Annotated in this window: 12 protein-coding genes; 3 read left to right on the top strand and 9 right to left on the bottom strand. The window is 51.6% G+C overall.

Features of this window, described 5'->3' with window-relative positions; translation table 11 throughout:
• Nucleotides 1–3: 3 nt before the first annotated feature.
• Nucleotides 4–1,347 (bottom strand): Na(+)-translocating NADH-quinone reductase subunit A, encoded by a 1,344-nt coding sequence (locus DSM2777_RS08010; RefSeq protein WP_046459421.1) that lies wholly within the window; start codon nucleotides 1,345–1,347, stop codon nucleotides 4–6.
• Between the two features lie 513 nt (nucleotides 1,348–1,860).
• Between DSM2777_RS08010 and dpaA the strand changes: the two genes are divergently transcribed.
• On the top strand, nucleotides 1,861–2,586 hold the full coding sequence (gene dpaA, locus DSM2777_RS08005; RefSeq protein ID WP_046459420.1) for a peptidoglycan meso-diaminopimelic acid protein amidase: 726 nt from the start codon (nucleotides 1,861–1,863) through the stop codon (nucleotides 2,584–2,586).
• Here the strand turns inward: dpaA and DSM2777_RS08000 are convergent.
• Both DSM2777_RS08000 and lpcA read right to left on the bottom strand, forming a co-directional pair.
• The gene (locus tag DSM2777_RS08000; protein ID WP_043495233.1) at nucleotides 2,557–3,324 is read right to left on the bottom strand and encodes a class II glutamine amidotransferase; all 768 of its coding nucleotides are present in this window, start codon (nucleotides 3,322–3,324) and stop codon (nucleotides 2,557–2,559) included. The genes dpaA and DSM2777_RS08000 overlap by 30 nt on opposite strands.
• Before the next feature lie 399 nt (nucleotides 3,325–3,723).
• On the bottom strand, nucleotides 3,724–4,302 hold the full coding sequence (lpcA, locus tag DSM2777_RS07995; protein ID WP_046459419.1) for a D-sedoheptulose 7-phosphate isomerase: 579 nt from the start codon (nucleotides 4,300–4,302) through the stop codon (nucleotides 3,724–3,726).
• Between the two features lie 315 nt (nucleotides 4,303–4,617).
• Here lpcA and fadE point away from each other — a divergent pair, with 315 nt between their 5' ends.
• Together fadE and DSM2777_RS07985 are read left to right on the top strand one after the other, a co-directional pair.
• Nucleotides 4,618–7,110, top strand: coding sequence for an acyl-CoA dehydrogenase FadE (gene fadE, locus DSM2777_RS07990; RefSeq protein WP_061553622.1), 2,493 nt, complete (start codon nucleotides 4,618–4,620; stop codon nucleotides 7,108–7,110).
• Nucleotides 7,111–7,276: 166 nt separating this feature from the next.
• Complete coding sequence (locus DSM2777_RS07985) at nucleotides 7,277–8,179, top strand: LysR family transcriptional regulator (RefSeq protein ID WP_061553621.1); 903 nt, start codon at nucleotides 7,277–7,279, stop codon at nucleotides 8,177–8,179.
• A gap of 80 nt (nucleotides 8,180–8,259) precedes the next feature.
• Here the strand turns inward: DSM2777_RS07985 and glnB are convergent, their stop codons facing one another.
• The 6 genes from glnB to purL form a co-directional block, all read right to left on the bottom strand.
• Nucleotides 8,260–8,598 (bottom strand): nitrogen regulatory protein P-II, encoded by a 339-nt coding sequence (gene glnB / locus DSM2777_RS07980; RefSeq protein WP_025800186.1) that lies wholly within the window; start codon nucleotides 8,596–8,598, stop codon nucleotides 8,260–8,262.
• Between the two features lie 11 nt (nucleotides 8,599–8,609).
• Nucleotides 8,610–10,232: an NAD+ synthase gene (locus DSM2777_RS07975; RefSeq protein WP_061553620.1), complete on the bottom strand. Its 1,623-nt coding sequence runs from the start codon at nucleotides 10,230–10,232 to the stop codon at nucleotides 8,610–8,612.
• A gap of 288 nt (nucleotides 10,233–10,520) precedes the next feature.
• Nucleotides 10,521–11,861 carry a two-component system response regulator GlrR gene (gene glrR / locus DSM2777_RS07970; RefSeq protein ID WP_061553619.1) on the bottom strand — a complete coding sequence of 447 codons (1,341 nt, stop codon included), beginning with the start codon at nucleotides 11,859–11,861 and terminating at the stop codon, nucleotides 10,521–10,523.
• A gap of 13 nt (nucleotides 11,862–11,874) precedes the next feature.
• Nucleotides 11,875–12,693 carry a two-component system QseEF-associated lipoprotein QseG gene (qseG, locus tag DSM2777_RS07965; RefSeq protein WP_052958455.1) on the bottom strand — a complete coding sequence of 273 codons (819 nt, stop codon included), beginning with the start codon at nucleotides 12,691–12,693 and terminating at the stop codon, nucleotides 11,875–11,877.
• 3 nt (nucleotides 12,694–12,696) lie between these two features.
• Nucleotides 12,697–14,133 (bottom strand): sensor histidine kinase, encoded by a 1,437-nt coding sequence (locus DSM2777_RS07960; RefSeq protein ID WP_061553618.1) that lies wholly within the window; start codon nucleotides 14,131–14,133, stop codon nucleotides 12,697–12,699.
• Between the two features lie 785 nt (nucleotides 14,134–14,918).
• Nucleotides 14,919–18,833, bottom strand: a complete 3,915-nt coding sequence (gene purL / locus DSM2777_RS07950; RefSeq protein WP_061553617.1) for a phosphoribosylformylglycinamidine synthase — start codon at nucleotides 18,831–18,833, stop codon at nucleotides 14,919–14,921.
• Nucleotides 18,834–18,920: the final 87 nt, after the last annotated feature.

Genomic DNA, 18,920 nt, shown 5'->3' with positions numbered 1-18,920 from the left:
GAATTATCCTTCCTGCTCAATGGTCGTCAGCACGTCGCGCAGCACCGGGCCATATTCATACTTGCCCGGACACACGAAGGTACAGAGCGCAAGATCTTCCTCATCCAGCTCTAAACATCCCAGAGCCTGAGCGCTTTCACAGTCGCCAGAGAGCAGATCGCGCAGCAGCATCGTTGGCAAAATGTCTAATGGCATCACGCGTTCATAGTTGCCGATTGGCACCATGGCGCGTTCACCGCCGTTCATGTCGGTTGAAAATGCGAACAGTTTGCGCTTAAAGAAATGCCCCAGCGTGGTACGGGTAATCGAGAATTTATTCGCGCCAGGCATCATCCAGCCCAGCAGCTCTTTCTCACGCCCTTCTTTCACTACCGAGATTTGATGGTGGAAGCGACCTAGGAAAGCTTTGGTGCCGCTGGCCTGCGTGCCACTCAGCACCGAACCGCTAATCACGCGGTTATCGCCTGACTTCAAACGACCGGCGGTAATTTCATCCGTGCTAGCGCCTAATCGGGTACGCAGCAACAGCGGTTTTTCTACCTGTGGCCCTGCCAATGCAATCACGCGATCGGTATTTAGCTCACCGGTGGTGAAAAGTTTGCCGACGGCGATAACGTCCTGATAGCCCATATGCCAAACGGTTTTGGTTAAGCTAACGGGTTCAAGGAAATGAATATGCGTCCCCACCAATCCTGCTGGGTGTGGGCCGGTAAATTCGTTATGGGTGATATTTGGTGCAGACTTGGTTTGCAGCCCTGCCCCAGCCTGTTGGCAAACGTAAACTTTGCCTTCGGTTAAACGGCTGAGCACGGTCAGACCATGCTCGAAATCAGCCATGTTCTCACGCAGGATCAGCAACGGATCGGCGGCTAACGGCTGAGTATCCATAACGCTCACGAAAATCGCCGCGGCGTTAGAACCCGGTTTTGGCGCATGGCTAAATGGACGCGTGCGCAGAGCCGTCCACAGCCCAGATGCTAGCAGATTGCTTTCAACCTGAGCGCGGGTCAGATTCACCAGCTCAGAAGCATCGTAGTGGGCAAATGGCACTTGCTCATCGCCATCGACGGCAATAACAACTGACTCTAGAACACGTTTTTCACCGCGGTTAATCGCAATAACCTGCCCTGCGGCGGGTGCGGTGAACAAGACGCCAGGATTCTTTTTATCTTCAAAAAGCACCTGACCTTTTTTGACCTTATCACCTTCTTGCACCGCCATTGACGGTCGCATACCGACATAGTCGCCGCCTAAAATAGCAACGTTTCGTATGGTCGGGCCTTGTTCAATGATCGGGGCGGGCGCGCCCTCGATAGGCAAATTAAGCCCTTTTTTAATTTTAATCATGTGGTTGCACTATATATATCGTCATGACATTAATGATGTGAACCCTGCAGGCGTTCCTCTACCCTCCATACTGGATGTCACTCCAATGATGTTGGGTATGATGGCCTTCCCGTTAAGAAAAAAGCACATCGTTGCATGCAGATAAGAGATCGCTCATAAGTACCGGAGAATATTAACCCGAGGTATTACATGGATTAAAAACGATGTTACCGATAACTGTGCGATTTTACCATTTTACGCCGCCTGCATCAGCAACATTGCCGTGACCTACATCAAGCTAATTAAACATAGCGACGAACCATTCATTTTTAGTAGGCTAACAATTCGGTTTTTATATAACTATCGCTCACTAATTCTTAAAATTAATTTTTACTACATGTAGATTTCATCCCAAATGAGTTAAAAAACACTCACTACAGATCCGCTCTCTGGATTAAACTGATGCTGTTTTGGGGGCTGTCAACAGACTTAATCTGAAGATCTTCTTTCTATGATTTATTAACAGGGTTATCAATGGGCAAAATCATCGCCTTGTTGGCCGTATTTTTTGTACTGCCACTGACTTCATGTAGTTCTTCTGCCAGTGAGCAGACGCAAAATACGCCGCTGACAAAACAGCAATTAATGGGCGCACCGGTTTATATTCAGATATTCAAAGAAGAAAGAAAGCTCGAACTGTTTGCCAAGGTTCAAGACAAATATCAGCTGGTGCAGAGCTTTAATATTTGCAAGTTTTCTGGCGGATTGGGACCAAAACGTACCGAAGGGGATTTTAAAAGCCCTGAAGGGTTCTATCAGATTGATGCCCGTCACCTAAAACCGAACAGCAAATATTACCAAGCGATTAATATTGGATATCCGAACGCTTACGATCAGGCGCACGGTTATTCAGGCAAATATCTGATGATTCACGGTGACTGTGTTTCCATTGGTTGTTATGCCATGACCAATGAAGGTATTTCGCAGATCTTTAGCTATGTGCAAAGCGCATTCCGTAATGGACAAACTTTGGTCGATATCAATATTTATCCATTCCGTATGACCGAACAAAATATGCAGCGCCATCGCAACTCCGACTATTTGCCGTTCTGGAAACAGTTGCAGCCGGCCTATGCTTATTTCAATGAGTATCACCAAGCACCGCAGGTGAATGTCATCGGTGGCCAATATGTGGTTAACCGTCCATCGCAAAGCAATGGACTGTCTTCCTCACAGCTGGCGTTCACCCAAGCAAAATAAGGCAAACTCTCCCGGCTCAATGCGATTCCACATCTCATTGCTGGTTAGAGGCTGAGTTGCAATCACGGTGACGACGTCGTTTGGCGTCGTCTGTGATTGAAAATCAATTTCGACATCCTCATCCAACAGCGTCGCCTTACCGAAAGGCGCTCGGCGCGTGATCCAATACAGATTGGTTGAGCAATACGCCATCACAAAACGCCCATCAGACAGCAGCATATTGAACACGCCTTTGGCGCGAAGCTCATCGGCGCACTGCGCAATAAAGCGAAATACCGCTGGCCAATTACCCGGCGTTCTTGGATAGCGCGTCGCCATTTTATTCAGCAGCCAGCAAAATGCATATTCGCTGTCAGTTTGCCCCACCGGCCGGAAATGCCCCGTCTCTAGGCTTTTATATCCAGTCAATTGTCCGTTATGTGCAAACGTCCAATTCCGTCCCCAAAGTTCACGGGTAAACGGATGCGTATTTTCCAGCGACACGGTGCCACGATTTGCCTGACGAATATGCGAAATCACCGCACAGGATTTGATCGGATAATCTTGTACTAAACGGGCAATCGGCGAGTTAAAACTCGGGTGCGGATCTTTAAATGTGCGACAGCCATTACCTTCATAAAAGGTAATTCCCCATCCATCCTTGTGCGGCCCCGTTCTTCCGCCACGCTGTACCAAGCCGGTAAAGCTAAAGCAGATATCCGTTGGGACATTAGCGCTCATACCGAGTAGTTCACACATACCGACCTCCTGTTCCAAACGTCGACGGATATACATCAGGCACCGTCTGCCTTCTTTATGTTACCGCTGAAAAGGGTTTCGCTCGCCAGCCAGCCAATGTGTTTCTCTGTAACTCTGATTAAGGCGAACGAGTCGGGTGCGCTAGCGCGCGCACCCAACACCCGCGCGCTTTTATCCGAGATGGCATTTCCGCTCCGGTTTGGTATCGCCCATCCAGGGCGCCCCAAACTCCTGCGTGACGTCCTGTCACGCAGGCTCGACCTACCAAAACTTCAACACCGAAATAAGCGTTATCGGCGCAGACAATTTGAGTGCAGACAGCGCGCAACCACCGGAGCGTACACATAGTACGTGAGGATGGTGAGCACTGCTCAAGCTCAAAGTGGCAAGTAAGATAGCTTATTTAACCATCTCTTTTTCGATCAGCTGAATCAGGATGTGTATCGCTTTAATATGGATTTCCTGAATACGGTCTGCGTAGCCAAAGTGCGGTACGCGAATCTCAACGTCTGCGCTGCCGGCCATTTTGCCGCCGTCTTTGCCGGTCAGGGTAATCACTTTCATTCCCTTGGCGCGTGCAGCTTCGATCGCTTTCATGATGTTGCCAGAGTTGCCTGAAGTGGAAATACCTAACAGCACATCACCTTCACGACCCACGGCTTCTACATAACGAGAAAACACATATTCGTAGCCAAAATCATTGCTCACGCAGGACAGGTGGCTTGGATCGGAAATCGCAATCGCAGCATAACCTGGGCGGTTTTCACGATAACGACCGGTTAACTCTTCGGCGAAGTGCATAGCGTCACAGTGTGAGCCGCCGTTGCCGCAGGAAAGCACTTTGCCACCCGCTTTGAAAGAGTCTGCCAACAACACCGCTGCACGTTGGATTGCCTCAATGTTAGCGTCATCGCTGATGAAATTTTGCAGCGTTGTCGCCGCTTCGTTCAGTTCACTACGAATAAGATCGTGGTACATAGCAGCCTCTTTATTACATAGAAAATGGCATAGGAAATATTGTAAGAAGTGTAACGGATAGCTCCCCCCCGAGAAGCACTGCACACCGCGTTTTCCATGATTCTCTACTTTCTTTTTCGCTCACTAACGCTCATCGACGAACGGATTTAGCTTGAAATGCGATTTGAGGGCTAAATTGTGAACTGCGTTGTAATTAATATGTAAACACATTGCTAAATAAAATTAACTCAACTACAACCTATATTATCTACAACAGGTCAGACCTCCTACAACTTGGTCCCCTAACCCGACCTCTGAACACGCAGGAGCATTAACATGATGGTTCTTAGTCTTGTGGTTTTTTTGATAGCGATTGGTGTGCTGTTCTATCACCAAGTTAACCTCTATCTAAGCAGCGCCATTTTGCTGGCATACACAGCGGCAATGGGTGCCATTGGCCTTTGGTCATTCTGGGCTTTAGTCCCCGTTGCCGTGGTATTGCTGCCGCTGGTGCTGGTTTCAGTCCGTCGCTCGCTGATTTCAGGCCCGGCGCTAAAGGCATTCCAAAAGGTGATGCCGCCGATGTCGCGCACGGAGAAAGAAGCCATCGACGCAGGCACAACCTGGTGGGAAGGCGATATTTTCCGTGGCACGCCCGATTGGAAAAAACTGCACGACTATCCGCAGCCTAAGTTAACGGAAGAAGAACAGGCGTTTTTGGATGGCCCTGTAGAAGAAGCTTGCCGTATGGCAAACGACTTCCAAATCACCCATGAACTGGCGGATTTGCCTCCTGAGCTGTGGGCCTATCTGAAAGAACATCGCTTCTTTGCGATGATCATCAAAAAACAGTACGGCGGTTTAGAATTCTCTGCCTACGCACAGTCTCGCGTGCTGCAAAAGCTGTCTGGCGTATCCGGTATTCTGGCGATTACCGTGGGCGTTCCTAACTCCCTCGGCCCCGGCGAACTGCTGCAACACTACGGCACTGAGGCGCAGAAAGATCATTATCTGCCACGTTTAGCGCGTGGTCAGGAGATCCCGTGTTTTGCATTAACCAGTCCTGAAGCAGGCTCGGATGCGGGTGCAATCCCCGACGTCGGCATCGTCTGTATGGGCGAATGGCAAGGCAAGCAAACGCTGGGGATGCGCCTAACGTGGAACAAGCGCTACATCACTCTTGCGCCTATCGCCACCGTGCTTGGCCTAGCCTTCAAACTTTCTGACCCTGAACGTTTACTCGGCGGTGAAGAACATTTGGGTATTACCTGTGCGCTAATCCCAACCGATACCGACGGCGTTGAAATCGGCACTCGTCACTTCCCGCTGAACGTTCCGTTCCAGAACGGCCCAACGCGCGGTCAAGACGTGTTCGTACCTATTGATTTCATCATCGGTGGACAAACTATGGCAGGCCAAGGCTGGCGTATGCTGGTTGAATGCCTGTCGGTTGGTCGCGGTATTACCCTGCCGTCTAACGCCACCGGCAGCCTGAAAAGCGTGGCGCTGGCCATCGGTGCCTACGCCAATATCCGCCGCCAGTTCAAAATCTCCATCGGTAAAATGGAAGGGATTGAAGAGCCGTTAGCACGCATTGCGGGTAACGCCTATGTGATGGACGCTGCGGCGACCTTAGTCACCTACGGCATCATGCAGGGCGAGAAGCCTGCGGTGCTGTCAGCGATTATCAAATATCACTGTACCCACAGAGGCCAACGCTCAATCATTGATGCAATGGATATTGCCGGTGGTAAAGGCATTATGCTCGGCGAATCTAACTTCATCGCCCGTGCTTACCAAGGTGCGCCAATCGCGATTACCGTTGAAGGTGCGAACATCCTGACCCGTAGCATGATGATCTTCGGCCAAGGCGCCATCCGCTGCCATCCATATGTTTTGGATGAAATGGCCGCGGCGCAAGACAACAGCGTTCCACGCTTCGACAAGCTGCTGTTTAGCCACTTGGGGCATGTAGGCAGTCATAAGGTGCGTAGTTTCTGGCTGGGCTTGACCGATGGTCGCACCAGCGCCACGCCAACCAAAGACGCCACACGCCGTTACTATCAGCAGATTAACCGCATGAGCTCAAACTTGGCGCTGCTGTCCGACGTTTCTATGGGCGTGCTGGGCGGTTCCCTGAAACGCCGTGAACGCATCTCTGCGCGTCTGGGGGATTTACTCAGCCAGCTGTTCTTAGCTACCGCCGTGCTGAAACGCTATGAAGATGAAGGACGTAACGAAGCCGACCTGCCACTGGTTCACTGGGGCGTACAGGACGCGCTGCATCAAGCAGAGCAGGCTATCGACGATCTGCTGCGCAACTTCCCGAATGGTTTGGTTGCCGGTGTGATGCGTGCAGTGATCTTCCCATTAGGTCGTGCGCACTCTGCACCGTCTGATTATCTGGATCATAAAGTCGCCAAGATTTTGCAGGTTCCATCAGCAACGCGTAGCCGTATCGGGCGTGGTATGTATCTCACACCAAGCGAATATAATCCGCACGGTCTGATTGAAGCCGCGCTGGCAGACGTGATTGCCGCAGACCCTATCCATCAGCGTATTTGCAAAGCGTTGGGTAAGAACCTGCCATTCACCCGTCTAGATCAGTTGGCTAAAACCGCGCTGGATAAGGGATTAATCAACGCTGAAGAGCAGGCCATTTTGGTCAAAGCCGAAGAAAGCCGCCTGCGTACCATTAACGTAGATGAGTTTGAACCTGAAGCTTTAGCCGCCGCGGTGGTCCCTGAAAAAAATCAGGTCGCGACTGAACAAGCGGAGAAAAGCCTGCCGGAAAAGCACAATGGCCTGCCAAAAACGGAGGCCGCATAACCGAACAAGCGTAATTTAATTCAATAAATTACCTGTGCCAGCGGCTCCTTCGGGGGCCGTTTTTTTGTTTCGATTGACATCGCAGCTAGGCCAATACGTTTACTTTATCATTGGCGTTCGGTTAGGGTGGGTAAATGCTCAAGCTCACTCGTTATGGAAATCATGAATGAAACCAATACGCTTTTCATTGGCGCAAATCGAAGCGTTTGCCAGCGTCTGTGAATGCGGCACCCTGACGCACGCCGCCAAAAAGCTAAAAAAGGATCGCACCACCATCAGCGAGCTCGTGGATTATCTGGAACTGGATCTGGGCTATGCCCTTTTTGACCGCAGCACCCGCCCGCTCAGCCTTACCGATGCAGGCAAACTCTTATATCGCCAAGCGCGGCTGTTTTTACATGAGGCTCAGGCCTTTGGGCAGATTGCAGAGCATATTCCACAACAGCTCAGCACCCAGATTACCCTTTGCTACGATGCCTTTACACCACGTGATTTTTTACTTCGCTTGGCTGATAAATTGCACGGCCAGCAGATCCATCTCAATTTAATTGCCACCGAGCGCGCCAACGCCGAACAGATGCTCGAAAAGGGCGAGGCAGATATTGGCCTATTCCAAGCCATGAACCGTTCGATCAATGAACGTTTTCAATGGAAAGCCATCGGCGGCATTTCACTCGCCGTTTATGCCAAGGTGGGATACTTCCACGTTAAGCCGGTTTCGCTGCTGAGCTTAGCCTCCGGCGTACAGCTCATGCCGTTTAAGGATTTGCCGCCCCACATGGCTCAACGCCTACAAATCGCCGACAGAATTCAATGCGTGACGGAAATTAGCATGCTAAAAGCATTGCTCACCGCGGGCTACGGCTGGGGATTCTTACCAACCCATCTGCATGCCGAACGATGGCCTGATGTTGAAAAACTCGAGGCCGAATTTGGCGACGCCGGTTTATCCCATCCGCTGGTGGCGTTATGGGATCCGGCACAAAAGAATCAGCCCACCGTGCTTCACGTTCTGTCGTTAATGTCGGAATTGTTTAGTCAACCCGAAGACGTGCTCGGGGTTCTTTAATCGGCAACAAAAAAGCCTCTGATTTTCATCAGAGGCTTTTTGACTAGCATAAGGTGATCGTAACGTCAGCCTGACGCAAATTAGATCGCTTCTTCGTCTTGCTCACCGGTACGAATACGCACTACGCGCGCCACATCAAAGACAAAGATTTTACCATCGCCAATTTTGCCGGTTTGAGCGGTCTGCATAATAGTATCTACGCAGGTGTCGACGATATCATCGGCAACCACAATTTCAATTTTTACCTTCGGTAAAAAATCGACCATGTATTCTGCACCGCGATAGAGCTCGGTATGGCCTTTCTGGCGACCAAAACCTTTTACTTCGGTTACGGTCATGCCAGTAATGCCCACTTCAGCCAGCGCTTCACGAACGTCATCCAGCTTGAATGGCTTAATAATTGCGTCAATCTTCTTCATTGCTAATCCCTTTACCAGTTTTTGCGGCCAAAGCCAGATGTAATCGGATAGCGACGATCTTTGCCAAAGTTGCGCGCGGTAATACGCGGGCCAACCGCAGCCTGACGGCGCTTATATTCGTTGATATCAACCAAGCGGATCACTTTTCGCACCACCGCTTCGTCAAATCCAGCGGCAACCAGATCGGCCACGGATTTATCTTGCTCGACGTAACCTTCCAGAATCGCATCCAGAATGTCATACGGCGGTAAGCTGTCTTGATCGAGCTGATCGGGAGCCAGTTCCGCTGACGGTGGACGATCGATAACGCGCTGTGGGATCACGTAGGATACCGTATTTCGATATTCTGAAAGCTTAAATACCAGCGTTTTTGGCACATCTTTCAGCACATCAAAACCACCAGCCATATCGCCATAAAGCGTGGCGTAACCGACGGCCATTTCACTCTTGTTACCCGTGGTCAGCACCAGACGGCGGCGTTTGTTAGACAGCGCCATCAGCACCACGCCACGGCAGCGTGCCTGTAGGTTTTCTTCCGTGGTGTCGCGTTCGGTGCCCGCAAACATCGGCGCCAACTGTCCCATGAACGCATCAAACATCGGTTCGATCGAGACAATATCAAATTCAACGCCAAGAATTTCAGCTTCTTCTTTCGCATCCGCGATACTGATATCCGCGGTATAGCGGAACGGCATCATCATCGCCTGCACTTTGTCTTTACCCAGCGCATCCACGGCAATCGCCAGCGTTAACGCCGAGTCGATACCGCCAGATAAGCCAAGCACCGCGCCTTGAAAACCATTTTTGGTTACATAGTCGCGAACCGCGAGAACCAGCGCTTCATAAACCTGAGCCAAATCTGGCAGGCTTGCCGCTGGTGCCAGCATGGGCTCAACCTGCAACTCATTGAGGTTAAACAACGCGGTCTGTTCAGCAAAGCCCGCCAGACAGTGAGTCATATTGCCTACTGCATCAAAGGCTTTTGAGCAACCATCAAAAATCAGCTCGTCCTGACCACCAATTTGATTCAGATAAACCAATGGCAAACCGGTGCGCTGGCAGTGGCTGGTCAATAGCGTTTTGCGAATATACGGCTTTTCACGGTTGTACGGCGAAGCATTGATCGACAGCAATACTTCGGCACCGGCGGCGGCAACCGCATCAACCGGGCCGTCAAACCACAGATCTTCACAAATCAGTAAGCCTAAACGGTAGCCTTTCAGCTCAACCACACAGCTTTCATGGCCTGGGGAGAAATAACGTTTCTCGTCAAACACGCCGTAGTTGGGCAGTTGCTGTTTGAAATAGCGGGCAACTAGCTGACCTTCAGAGAACAGAGACAGCGCATTATATAAGTGCCCACCTTCACGCCACGGATGCCCAACTAAAACGGCGATATCAGCAGATGCCTGCTGCAAACGATCCAATTGCTGCTGGCAGCGCTGATAGAAATCATCGCGATACAGCAAATCTTCAGGAGGATAGCCCGAAAGCGCCAGTTCAGAAAACATGACCAGATCGGCACCGGCATTGCGCTGCTCGTGTAACGTGTTCAGCATGCGTTCGGTGTTGCCTTCAATATCACCCACCAGCCAGTTGAGCTGGGCTAACGCAATAGAAAGAGATCGACTCATAATTACTCACTTCCTTCGTATTTGAAGCCGCGACAACGTTAGCTGCCTTGTTGCCACTTCAACTACTTTGGATATAAAAAGAGGCTGGTTGAATTCGCCAAGTGTAAAACATTCTCAACGCTTTGTTTAGCGCCCTAAACGAACAAGGTACCTGAATCCCCCTCCTAGCCTCCCCCTTCACAGGGGGAGGGACCGTTCAGCGCAATTTTGTATCCGAGTGCTCTAATCTAACGCTGTTATGCCCCCTCCCCTGCAAAGGGGAGGGCTGGGGTGGGGCTTCTGAGAAAATTATTCTTTGAAATCTGCCGCATCTAACTCATGCCGCGCCAGTAGCTTATAAAACTCGGTACGGTTACGACCCGCCAAACGTGCGGCGTTGGTTACGTTACCTTTGGTTATTTGCAGGAGTTTGCGCAAATAATTGAGCTCAAACTGATTACGTGCATCGGCAAACGTCGGCAATACCGTGTTTTCGCCTTCCAGCGCCTGCTCAACTAAGGCTTCACTGATCACGGGGGCGCTGGTTAACGCAACGCACTGTTCGATAACGTTAACTAGCTGGCGCACGTTACCAGGCCAACTGGCGGCCATAAGGCGACGCATCGCATCGGTTGAGAAACTGCGCACGAAAGGCTTATGTCGTTGAGCCGATTCACGCAGTAAGTGATTGGCTAATAATGGAATATCTTCAGCGCGTTCATTCAGTGCAGGGATTTTTAAACTAACGACGTTCAGGCGGTAGAATAAGTCCTCGCGGAACTCACCTTTGGCCATGGCTTTCGGCAGATCGCGGTGAGTCGCTGAAATAATCCGCACATTAATATCAATATCGCGGTTGCTACCCAGCGGGCGAACCTTACGCTCTTGTAAAACGCGCAGCAGTTTAACCTGTAACGCCAGCGGCATATCACCGATTTCATCGAGAAATAACGTGCCACCTTCGGCCGCTTGGAATAGCCCTTCTCGGCTGCTGACCGCGCCGGTAAAGGCACCTTTGGCATGTCCAAAGAGTTCAGACTCAAGCAGTTGTTCAGGAAGTGCACCACAGTTGATGGCAATAAACGCCTTCCCTGCTCGCGGGCTAGCAGCATGAATCGCCTGCGCCAGAACCTCTTTACCGGTCCCGCTTTGCCCGTTAATCAGCACGCTGACGTCTGATTGTGCCACCATGTTTGCCTGTTCGAGCAAACGCAGCATAGTTGGGCTGCGGGTCACAATGCCTTCACGCCAGGTATCATCACCGGCCGCAGGCATGGACTGAGCCAAGGCTTCATCAATAGCTTTGTACAGCGCATCACGATCGACGGGTTTGGTTAAGAAACCAAATACTCCTTGCTGCGTCGCCGCAACGGCATCAGGGATAGAACCATGAGCCGTCAGTATGATCACCGGCATTCCCGGCTGACGCTTTTGGATTTCCGCAAACAGCGCCATGCCATCCATCTCGTCCATGCGCAAATCGCTGATCACCAGATCAATCTGCTCACGTCCTAACACACGCAACGCATCATGCCCACTCTCCGCCGTCGTCACGCGAAATCCTTCGCTGCTTAAACGCATCCCGAGCAGTTTGAGTAGGCTTGGGTCATCATCCACGAGAAGTAAGTTAGCAGGTTTACGTTGTGCCATGCGGTGTTGCTCCTTAATGGGCTTCCGTTTTTTCTGGTTCAGTCACGGGCTTAGCGGTGGTATCTGCCGGAGCTTTGTTATCAGTTTTTCCCGCGTCAGGTGTATCGTCTTTTGCGGCAGGATCGGGCATTTCACCGGATATCTGTTTGCGTGACGATAGCTGGCGCTCAATATCGGTTAAATTTTCAAGCTTGCGCGTGGTGTCATCCAGCTGGAACTGCAGACGCCCTTGTGTTTCCCGCAGGGCATCTAGCTGAGAATCACTGCTGGCTTGGAGCTTTTGATAGCGCGCTTTTTCATCAAACAAATTAATCGTCAGCATCTGTTTTTCGCGCCAAATTTGAATAAGCGGACGAACCGATGCAGGGAATTCAGAACGATAGCTGTTTAAGCGGTCGATAATCTGCCGACGTTCGGCAACCGTAGGTTCAGCGCTGCCAACCAGTAAGCTTTGTTTAAACACACGCTGCCAGTTCTCGCTGCCCAGCGAGCGCGCTTGTAGACGCGCATCTTGACCGCTGAGGCGATCGGCGCAGTCCATCGCACGCAGCCAATAAAGCCCATTATCGACGGCGTCTTTGTCGTCGTTGAGCCAGATGGTGTCACAGGACGCCGTTTGGTAATCAACCACTTTGCTATCAGGAATTATTGCCTGTACGGCATGAGCGACGGGATTTCCCGCACCGTTCTTGGCGCATCCGGTCAATAAGAAAGGAACCAACAACACAGCGCCCAAAAGGCTTAATGGACGCAAAGCAGACGCCTTACGGCATGCGCCGTCAGCGTCAAACAGATGTTCGTTGAATAGGGCGCGAACAGACCACTTATTCATTAGTTATGAGATCTCTGCGGTTAATGGTAATTCAATGCGAAAACAGACGTCGGCTCCGTCTACGGCCACCAGATGTAAATCGCCCTGCATACGGCGGATGCAATCACGGGCGATACTCAGCCCTAAACCACTTCCTTTGACAGCGCCTTTACGTTGAAGACTTCCCTGATAAAAAGGCTCGAAGATCATGGCCTGTTCCGCGCGCGGGATACCCGCCCCGGTGTTTGCCACGTCGATCTGTATTTTATCTCCAGCCAAACGACTGCGGATCCAGATGTTACCGGATTCCGCCCCGTAGTGCACCGCATTGGAATAGAGATTATCAATAACGCGTTCTAATAGCGTAGGTTCTGCCCAGCAAAGGTCAACGTCTAGCTCAGTAAGTGTACGAATAGATTTGGCACGCGCGGGCAAGCTATGAGCAGAAACCACCAGCTCGATCATCTCACCCAAATGTACATTCTCTTTTTCCATCGGCGCATCGGCCAATTTGCGGTTGTAATCCAAGAGCTGTTCAATAAGCTGCTGAAGGTGACGGCTGCTGGAATCGAGAATGCCCACCACCTCTTTTTGATCCTGCGTCAACGGCCCCGCAACCTCATCTGCCAGCAGTTCAGTGCCTTCACGCATGCTAGCAAGCGGCGTCTTTAACTCATGCGAAATATGGCGCAGGAACTCATGCCGTTGCGACTCCAGCCATGATAGGCGCTCGCTTAACCAGACGATCCGCTGAGCCAGCGAACGAATCTCACGCGGCCCGCGAAATGCCACCATATTACCGACGCTTTTTCCTTCGCCTAGCCGGTTGATCATACGTTCAACTCCTTTCACCGGCCCGATGATCATGCGTGTAAACAGGAACACCAGCAGCACGCTAACTAAAAACAGCACCAGTGACTGCCAGCCAAAGAACTGGCCACGCTCGGCAATCGCCTGCTGAAGTTGCTGTCCCCGGGTAAAAATCACGTCTCGAGTGGCTTGAACCATCTGCCCGTTCGCCACGGAGAAACCGGCCAATAAAGCCGATGCCTGCGTCACCGGGGCATTATTTTGGCAGTTAAACACCGCCAGTTGGTCAATCAGCCCATTCAATTTTTGGTAGTAACGCGGATCGGGAAGTACAGAAGCCTGCCGCTCCAGCATTTGGGAATATTGGCCGCGCTGTTTTTGATACAGCTTAGAGAGCGACTCATCGCCTAAAACGCAAAACTGCCTGTAGCTGCGCTCCATCTCTACCGCAAGGCTCGCCATCGCCTCGCTGCGGCGGGCGTCAGAAAGCGTGGTGCGGTTGATATCCGCAGCCTGCGAGCTCAAATTATTGAGCCCCTGATAGGCTTGATACGCCAGCACCAGCAAAGGAAGCAGGACTAATAAGAACGCCAGCAGAACCAGCTGACGCAGGGAGCGAGGAAATAAACGCCATCTCTTCAAGGAAATCATCTCATTACCCAAAGGTTTGCTCAGATGCTAACTGAGTCCGGCGAGGGGAGCAATTTTCAGATCGCAGATAAACAAAAACCCGAAGTCAGATAGCTGGCTTCGGGCTCTGTTATGTGAATGATATCGCTAATGCAATTCTCGTCTTCAGTTTGATGAGGTCGAGCCATCATCGGTGCCGTACAACGGCGGATAAGACGAATGTCATTCATTTTATGTCCCAGGCTGATGAACCAATCATCACAGTCGGACATTAAATAGGTGGTGCCTCACTCAACGTGTCGCCCTGAGTTTGATAAAGCGCATAAGCGACTGTTATCGATAATTGGACGGTAGGCACCTTACTTTGGCGTCATTCGATGGCTTATGTAGCCTGACTCGCTATTGCGGTCGCTGACATAAAAGAGTGAATGAGCAACTGATATTGATAATGCACAAGCCGTGCCAACATTGAAAGTTAAAGCATAAGACACTGAATTAAAACAGCTTAAAATAAAAACCTCATACCTACATCAAATAAACATCACTTTAGATGATAGCAAACGGCATAAACCTGCTTCTTTTTCCATCAATGCGTCGCTAAAAGTAGACAGCCATACGCAACAGCGATGCCGCTTATATAAATCAATGTGTTACATGTCACCTATTAGCGACAGCGCTAATGGTGGTTTGTTGTCTTTTTGCGACAACGGAATGTTAGCCTATTGCTAAAAATGAAAAAAGGCGGCCATTGGCCGCCTTCCTCAATAACCTCCTCCCTTTAAAAGAAAGAGGTTAAGTCAGATTAACTATCCCAACTGCTTACGCGCATTACGGAACATGCGCATCCACGGGCTGTCTTCACCCCACTCGGCTGGATGCCAAGAGTTGCTAACCGTGCGGAACACGCGCTCTGGATGAGGCATCATCACGGTGGCGCGACCGTTTGAACTGGTCAGTGCGGTAATACCGTTCACAGAGCCGTTCGGGTTAGCCGGATAGGTTTCTGTCACTTTACCGAAGTTATCGACAAAGCGCAGCGCCACCAGACCATGGTGCTCAATCGCGGCCAAATGCGCATCGTCACGCACTTCAACATGCCCTTCGCCATGTGATACCGCAATCGGCATACGCGAGCCCTCCATGCCCTGCAACAGCAGAGAAGGGCTGCTCGCCACTTCAACCAGACTAAAGCGAGCTTCGAAACGCTCAGACGTATTGCGCACAAAGCGCGGCCAAAGTTCAGCGCCGGGGATCAGCTCACGCAGGTTAGACATCATCTGGCAGCCGTTACACACGCCCAGTGCCAAGGTTTGTGGACGGTGGAAGAAGGACTCAAACTGATCGCGAGCACGCTCGTTGAACAGAATAGACTTCGCCCAGCCCTCACCGGCCCCCAACACGTCGCCATACGAGAAGCCCCCACAGGCGACAAGCGTATGGAATTCATCAAGCGTAATACGCCCAGCCAGAATGTCGCTCATATGAACATCCACCGCTTCGAACCCCGCACGATGGAAGGCGGCAGCCATTTCTACGTGAGAGTTCACACCCTGCTCACGCAGCACCGCCAGTTTAGGTCGGCTACCTGTAGCAATGTAAGGTGCTGCAATATCATCCTGAGGATTGAAGGTGAGTTTCACATTCAGACCCGGATCGGATTCAACCTGTTTGGCCTGATGTTCTTGATCGGCACACTCAGGGTTATCGCGCAGGCGCTGCATCTGCCACGTGGTTTCAGCCCACCACAAACGCAGCGTCGAGCGCTGTTCGTGGTAAACCTCTTTGCCATGAGACTGAATCGCAATGTGGTTTCCGCTAGAAGCATGACCAATCTGGTGCGTGATATCGGCAATGCCTTGATCTGCCAATACGGCTTTCACCACGTCCAGATCGGCGTTACGTACCTGAATCACGGCGCCAAGCTCTTCATTGAACAGCGCAGCTAGGTGATCTTGCCCCAGCGTACTGATATCAATATCCAAGGCACAATGGCCCGCAAACGCCATCTCAGCCAGCGTTACCAACAGGCCGCCGTCAGAACGGTCGTGGTAGGCCAGCAGTTTGCCTTCCGCCACCAGCGCCTGCATGGCGTTAAAGAAGCCCGCCAGCTTCGGCGTATTACGAACATCAGCAGGTTTATCTCCCAGTTGGCGGTAAACCTGTGCTAATGCCGTTGCGCCTAAGGCGTTATGCCCTTCGCCCAGATCGATCAGCAACAGCGTATTTTCGCCCTGATCGACATGTAGCTGAGGTGTCACGGTGCGACGAACGTCTTCCACACGAGCAAACGCGGTGATTACCAGCGACAATGGCGACGTCATTTCACGCGGTTGATTACCTTCCTGCCAACGCGTTTTCATCGACATCGAGTCTTTACCCACTGGAATGGTCAGCCCCAGCGCCGGACACAGCTCTTCGCCCACGGCTTTCACCGCTTCATATAAGCCAGCATCTTCGCCCGGGTGACCGGCCGCAGACATCCAGTTAGCCGAAAGCTTAACGCGTTTAAGTTCACCCACCTGAGTGCAGGCTAAGTTGGTCAGCGCTTCACCCACGGCCAAGCGTGCCGAGGCGGCGAAGTCGAGCAACGCCACCGGAGCACGCTCGCCCAGCGACATAGCTTCACCATAATAGCTATCTAAACTGGCCGTGGTCACCGCGCAGTCGGCAACCGGGATTTGCCAAGGGCCAACCATCTGATCGCGCGCCACCATGCCGGTAACGCTACGGTCACCGATGGTGATCAGGAACGTTTTTTCCGCCACGGCTGGAAGATGCATCACGCGTTTTACCGCGTCAGCAATGCTGATAGTGCCACGGTTCAGCGAATCGCCCAGCGCCTTGAGCGTGGTGACATCGCGCGTCATTTTTGGCGTTTTACCTAGCAATACGTCCAGCGGCATATCGATGGGCTGATTGTCGAAGTGACGGTCATTCAGCGTTAAATGCAGTTCTTCTGTCGCTTCACCGATAACGGCGTAAGGCGCACGCTCGCGGCGGCAAATCGCGTCAAACTGTGCCAGTTTCTCTGGTGCCACGGACATCACATAGCGTTCCTGCGACTCGTTACACCAAACTTCCAGCGGGCTCATTCCCGGCTCATCGTTGAGAATGTCACGCAGTTCGAAACGACCGCCGCGACCACCATCGCTCACCAGTTCAGGCATCGCGTTAGACAGTCCACCCGCGCCAACGTCGTGAATAAACTGAATCGGGTTCTCATCACCCAACTGCCAGCAGCTGTCGATCACTTCTTGGCAACGACGCTCCATTTCTGGGTTGTCGCGCTGTACCGAAGCGAAATCCAGATCGGCATCAGACTGACCTGAAGCCATCGAAGATGCGGCCCCGCCACCTAGGCCGATATTCATAGCCGGTCCACCCAGCACAATAAGCTTGGCACCTACGGTGATCTCGCCTTTTTGCACGTGGTCTGCACGGATATTACCAATACCGCCCGCCAGCATAATCGGTTTGTGGTAGCCACGTAGCTCAACGCCGTTGTGGCTCTTCACCTGCTCTTCATAGGTGCGGAAATACCCCAGCAGTGCTGGACGACCAAATTCATTGTTAAACGCAGCGCCGCCCAGCGGCCCTTCCGTCATAATGCTCAGCGCATTGACGATGCGGTCTGGCTTACCAAAATCCTGTTCCCACGGCTGTTCAAAGCCCGGAATTCGCAGGTTGGAAACGGAGAAGCCGACCAGCCCAGCTTTAGGTTTCGAACCTCGACCGGTTGCTCCTTCGTCACGGATTTCACCGCCGGAGCCCGTTGCTGCGCCCGGCCATGGAGAAATCGCGGTTGGATGGTTGTGAGTTTCCACCTTCATCAAGATGTGCGTTTCTTCCTGATGGAAGTCATACACACCCGATTCTGGATTCGCAAAGAAACGGCCAACCGACGAGCCTTCCATAACGGCGGCGTTATCTTTATAAGCAGACAAAACATAGTCAGGCGTCTGCTCATAGGTATTTTTAATCATTTTGAACAGCGACTTTGGCTGTTCCTGCCCATCGATAACCCAATCGGCATTAAAAATTTTGTGGCGACAGTGCTCAGAGTTTGCCTGAGCAAACATGTAGAGTTCGATATCGTTAGGATTGCGCCCTAAGCGCGTGAAGGACTCTAGCAGGTAGTCAATTTCATCATCTGCCAACGCCAGACCTAAGCGAACGTTGGCATTAACCAGTGCGTCACGGCCTTCGCCCAACATATCCACGCTTTGTACCGGCGCCGGAGACTGGTGCGTAAACAGCTTCTGCGCATCCTGTAGCTCGCTGAACACGCGTTCCATCATGCGGTCATGCAGCAGATCTTGCAGTTTTTGCCATTGGGCATCACTGAGCTGTGGCGCATCAACAGCGCCGGTGGCGTCTATGGTTATATAGTAAGCCAGACCACGCTCTAAACGAATGACCTGCGGAAGATTACAGTTATGGGCAATATCAGTCGCTTTAGACGACCACGGAGAAATAGTACCGGGACGCGGCGTCACTAACAGCAAGCGACCTTTCGGTTCGTGTTCAGCCAATGAAGGGCCATATTTCAACAGACGCTGAAGCGTTGCCTTTTCCTCAGAAGAAAGAGGCGCGCTAACATCGGCAAAATGCACGTATTCAGCGTAGATATCGTTGACTGGAAGATTAGCGTCCCGACAAGCAGACAGCAGTTGGGTAACACGAAAAGCCGACAAAGCGGGTGAGCCACGCATGATTTCCATAGGAAATGAGTCCGTCATCTAGGTTCTCTCGTCTTCGAGATGGCTGTGAGAGGTCAAAAAAACCTTGTCTACAACCGCCTCAGTGGG

Source organism: Obesumbacterium proteus (assembly GCF_001586165.1).
Classification (GTDB): Bacteria; Pseudomonadota; Gammaproteobacteria; order Enterobacterales; family Enterobacteriaceae; genus Hafnia; species Hafnia protea.
Note: the sequence above shows the minus strand (reverse complement) of the source record. Positions and strands in the feature narration are given on the sequence as shown.

What these genes read in the sequence shown, in the direction of transcription:
- DSM2777_RS08010 (WP_046459421.1), bottom strand. Translation starts at nt 1,347, where the DNA reads ATGATTAAAATTAAAAAAGGGCTTAATTTGCCTATCGAGGGCGCGCCC.
- dpaA (WP_046459420.1), top strand. Translation starts at nt 1,861, where the DNA reads ATGGGCAAAATCATCGCCTTGTTGGCCGTATTTTTTGTACTGCCACTG.
- DSM2777_RS08000 (WP_043495233.1), bottom strand. Translation starts at nt 3,324, where the DNA reads ATGTGTGAACTACTCGGTATGAGCGCTAATGTCCCAACGGATATCTGC.
- lpcA (WP_046459419.1), bottom strand. Translation starts at nt 4,302, where the DNA reads ATGTACCACGATCTTATTCGTAGTGAACTGAACGAAGCGGCGACAACG.
- fadE (WP_061553622.1), top strand. Translation starts at nt 4,618, where the DNA reads ATGATGGTTCTTAGTCTTGTGGTTTTTTTGATAGCGATTGGTGTGCTG.
- DSM2777_RS07985 (WP_061553621.1), top strand. Translation starts at nt 7,277, where the DNA reads ATGAAACCAATACGCTTTTCATTGGCGCAAATCGAAGCGTTTGCCAGC.
- glnB (WP_025800186.1), bottom strand. Translation starts at nt 8,598, where the DNA reads ATGAAGAAGATTGACGCAATTATTAAGCCATTCAAGCTGGATGACGTT.
- DSM2777_RS07975 (WP_061553620.1), bottom strand. Translation starts at nt 10,232, where the DNA reads ATGAGTCGATCTCTTTCTATTGCGTTAGCCCAGCTCAACTGGCTGGTG.
- glrR (WP_061553619.1), bottom strand. Translation starts at nt 11,861, where the DNA reads ATGGCACAACGTAAACCTGCTAACTTACTTCTCGTGGATGATGACCCA.
- qseG (WP_052958455.1), bottom strand. Translation starts at nt 12,693, where the DNA reads ATGAATAAGTGGTCTGTTCGCGCCCTATTCAACGAACATCTGTTTGAC.
- DSM2777_RS07960 (WP_061553618.1), bottom strand. Translation starts at nt 14,133, where the DNA reads ATGATTTCCTTGAAGAGATGGCGTTTATTTCCTCGCTCCCTGCGTCAG.
- purL (WP_061553617.1), bottom strand. Translation starts at nt 18,833, where the DNA reads ATGGAAATCATGCGTGGCTCACCCGCTTTGTCGGCTTTTCGTGTTACC.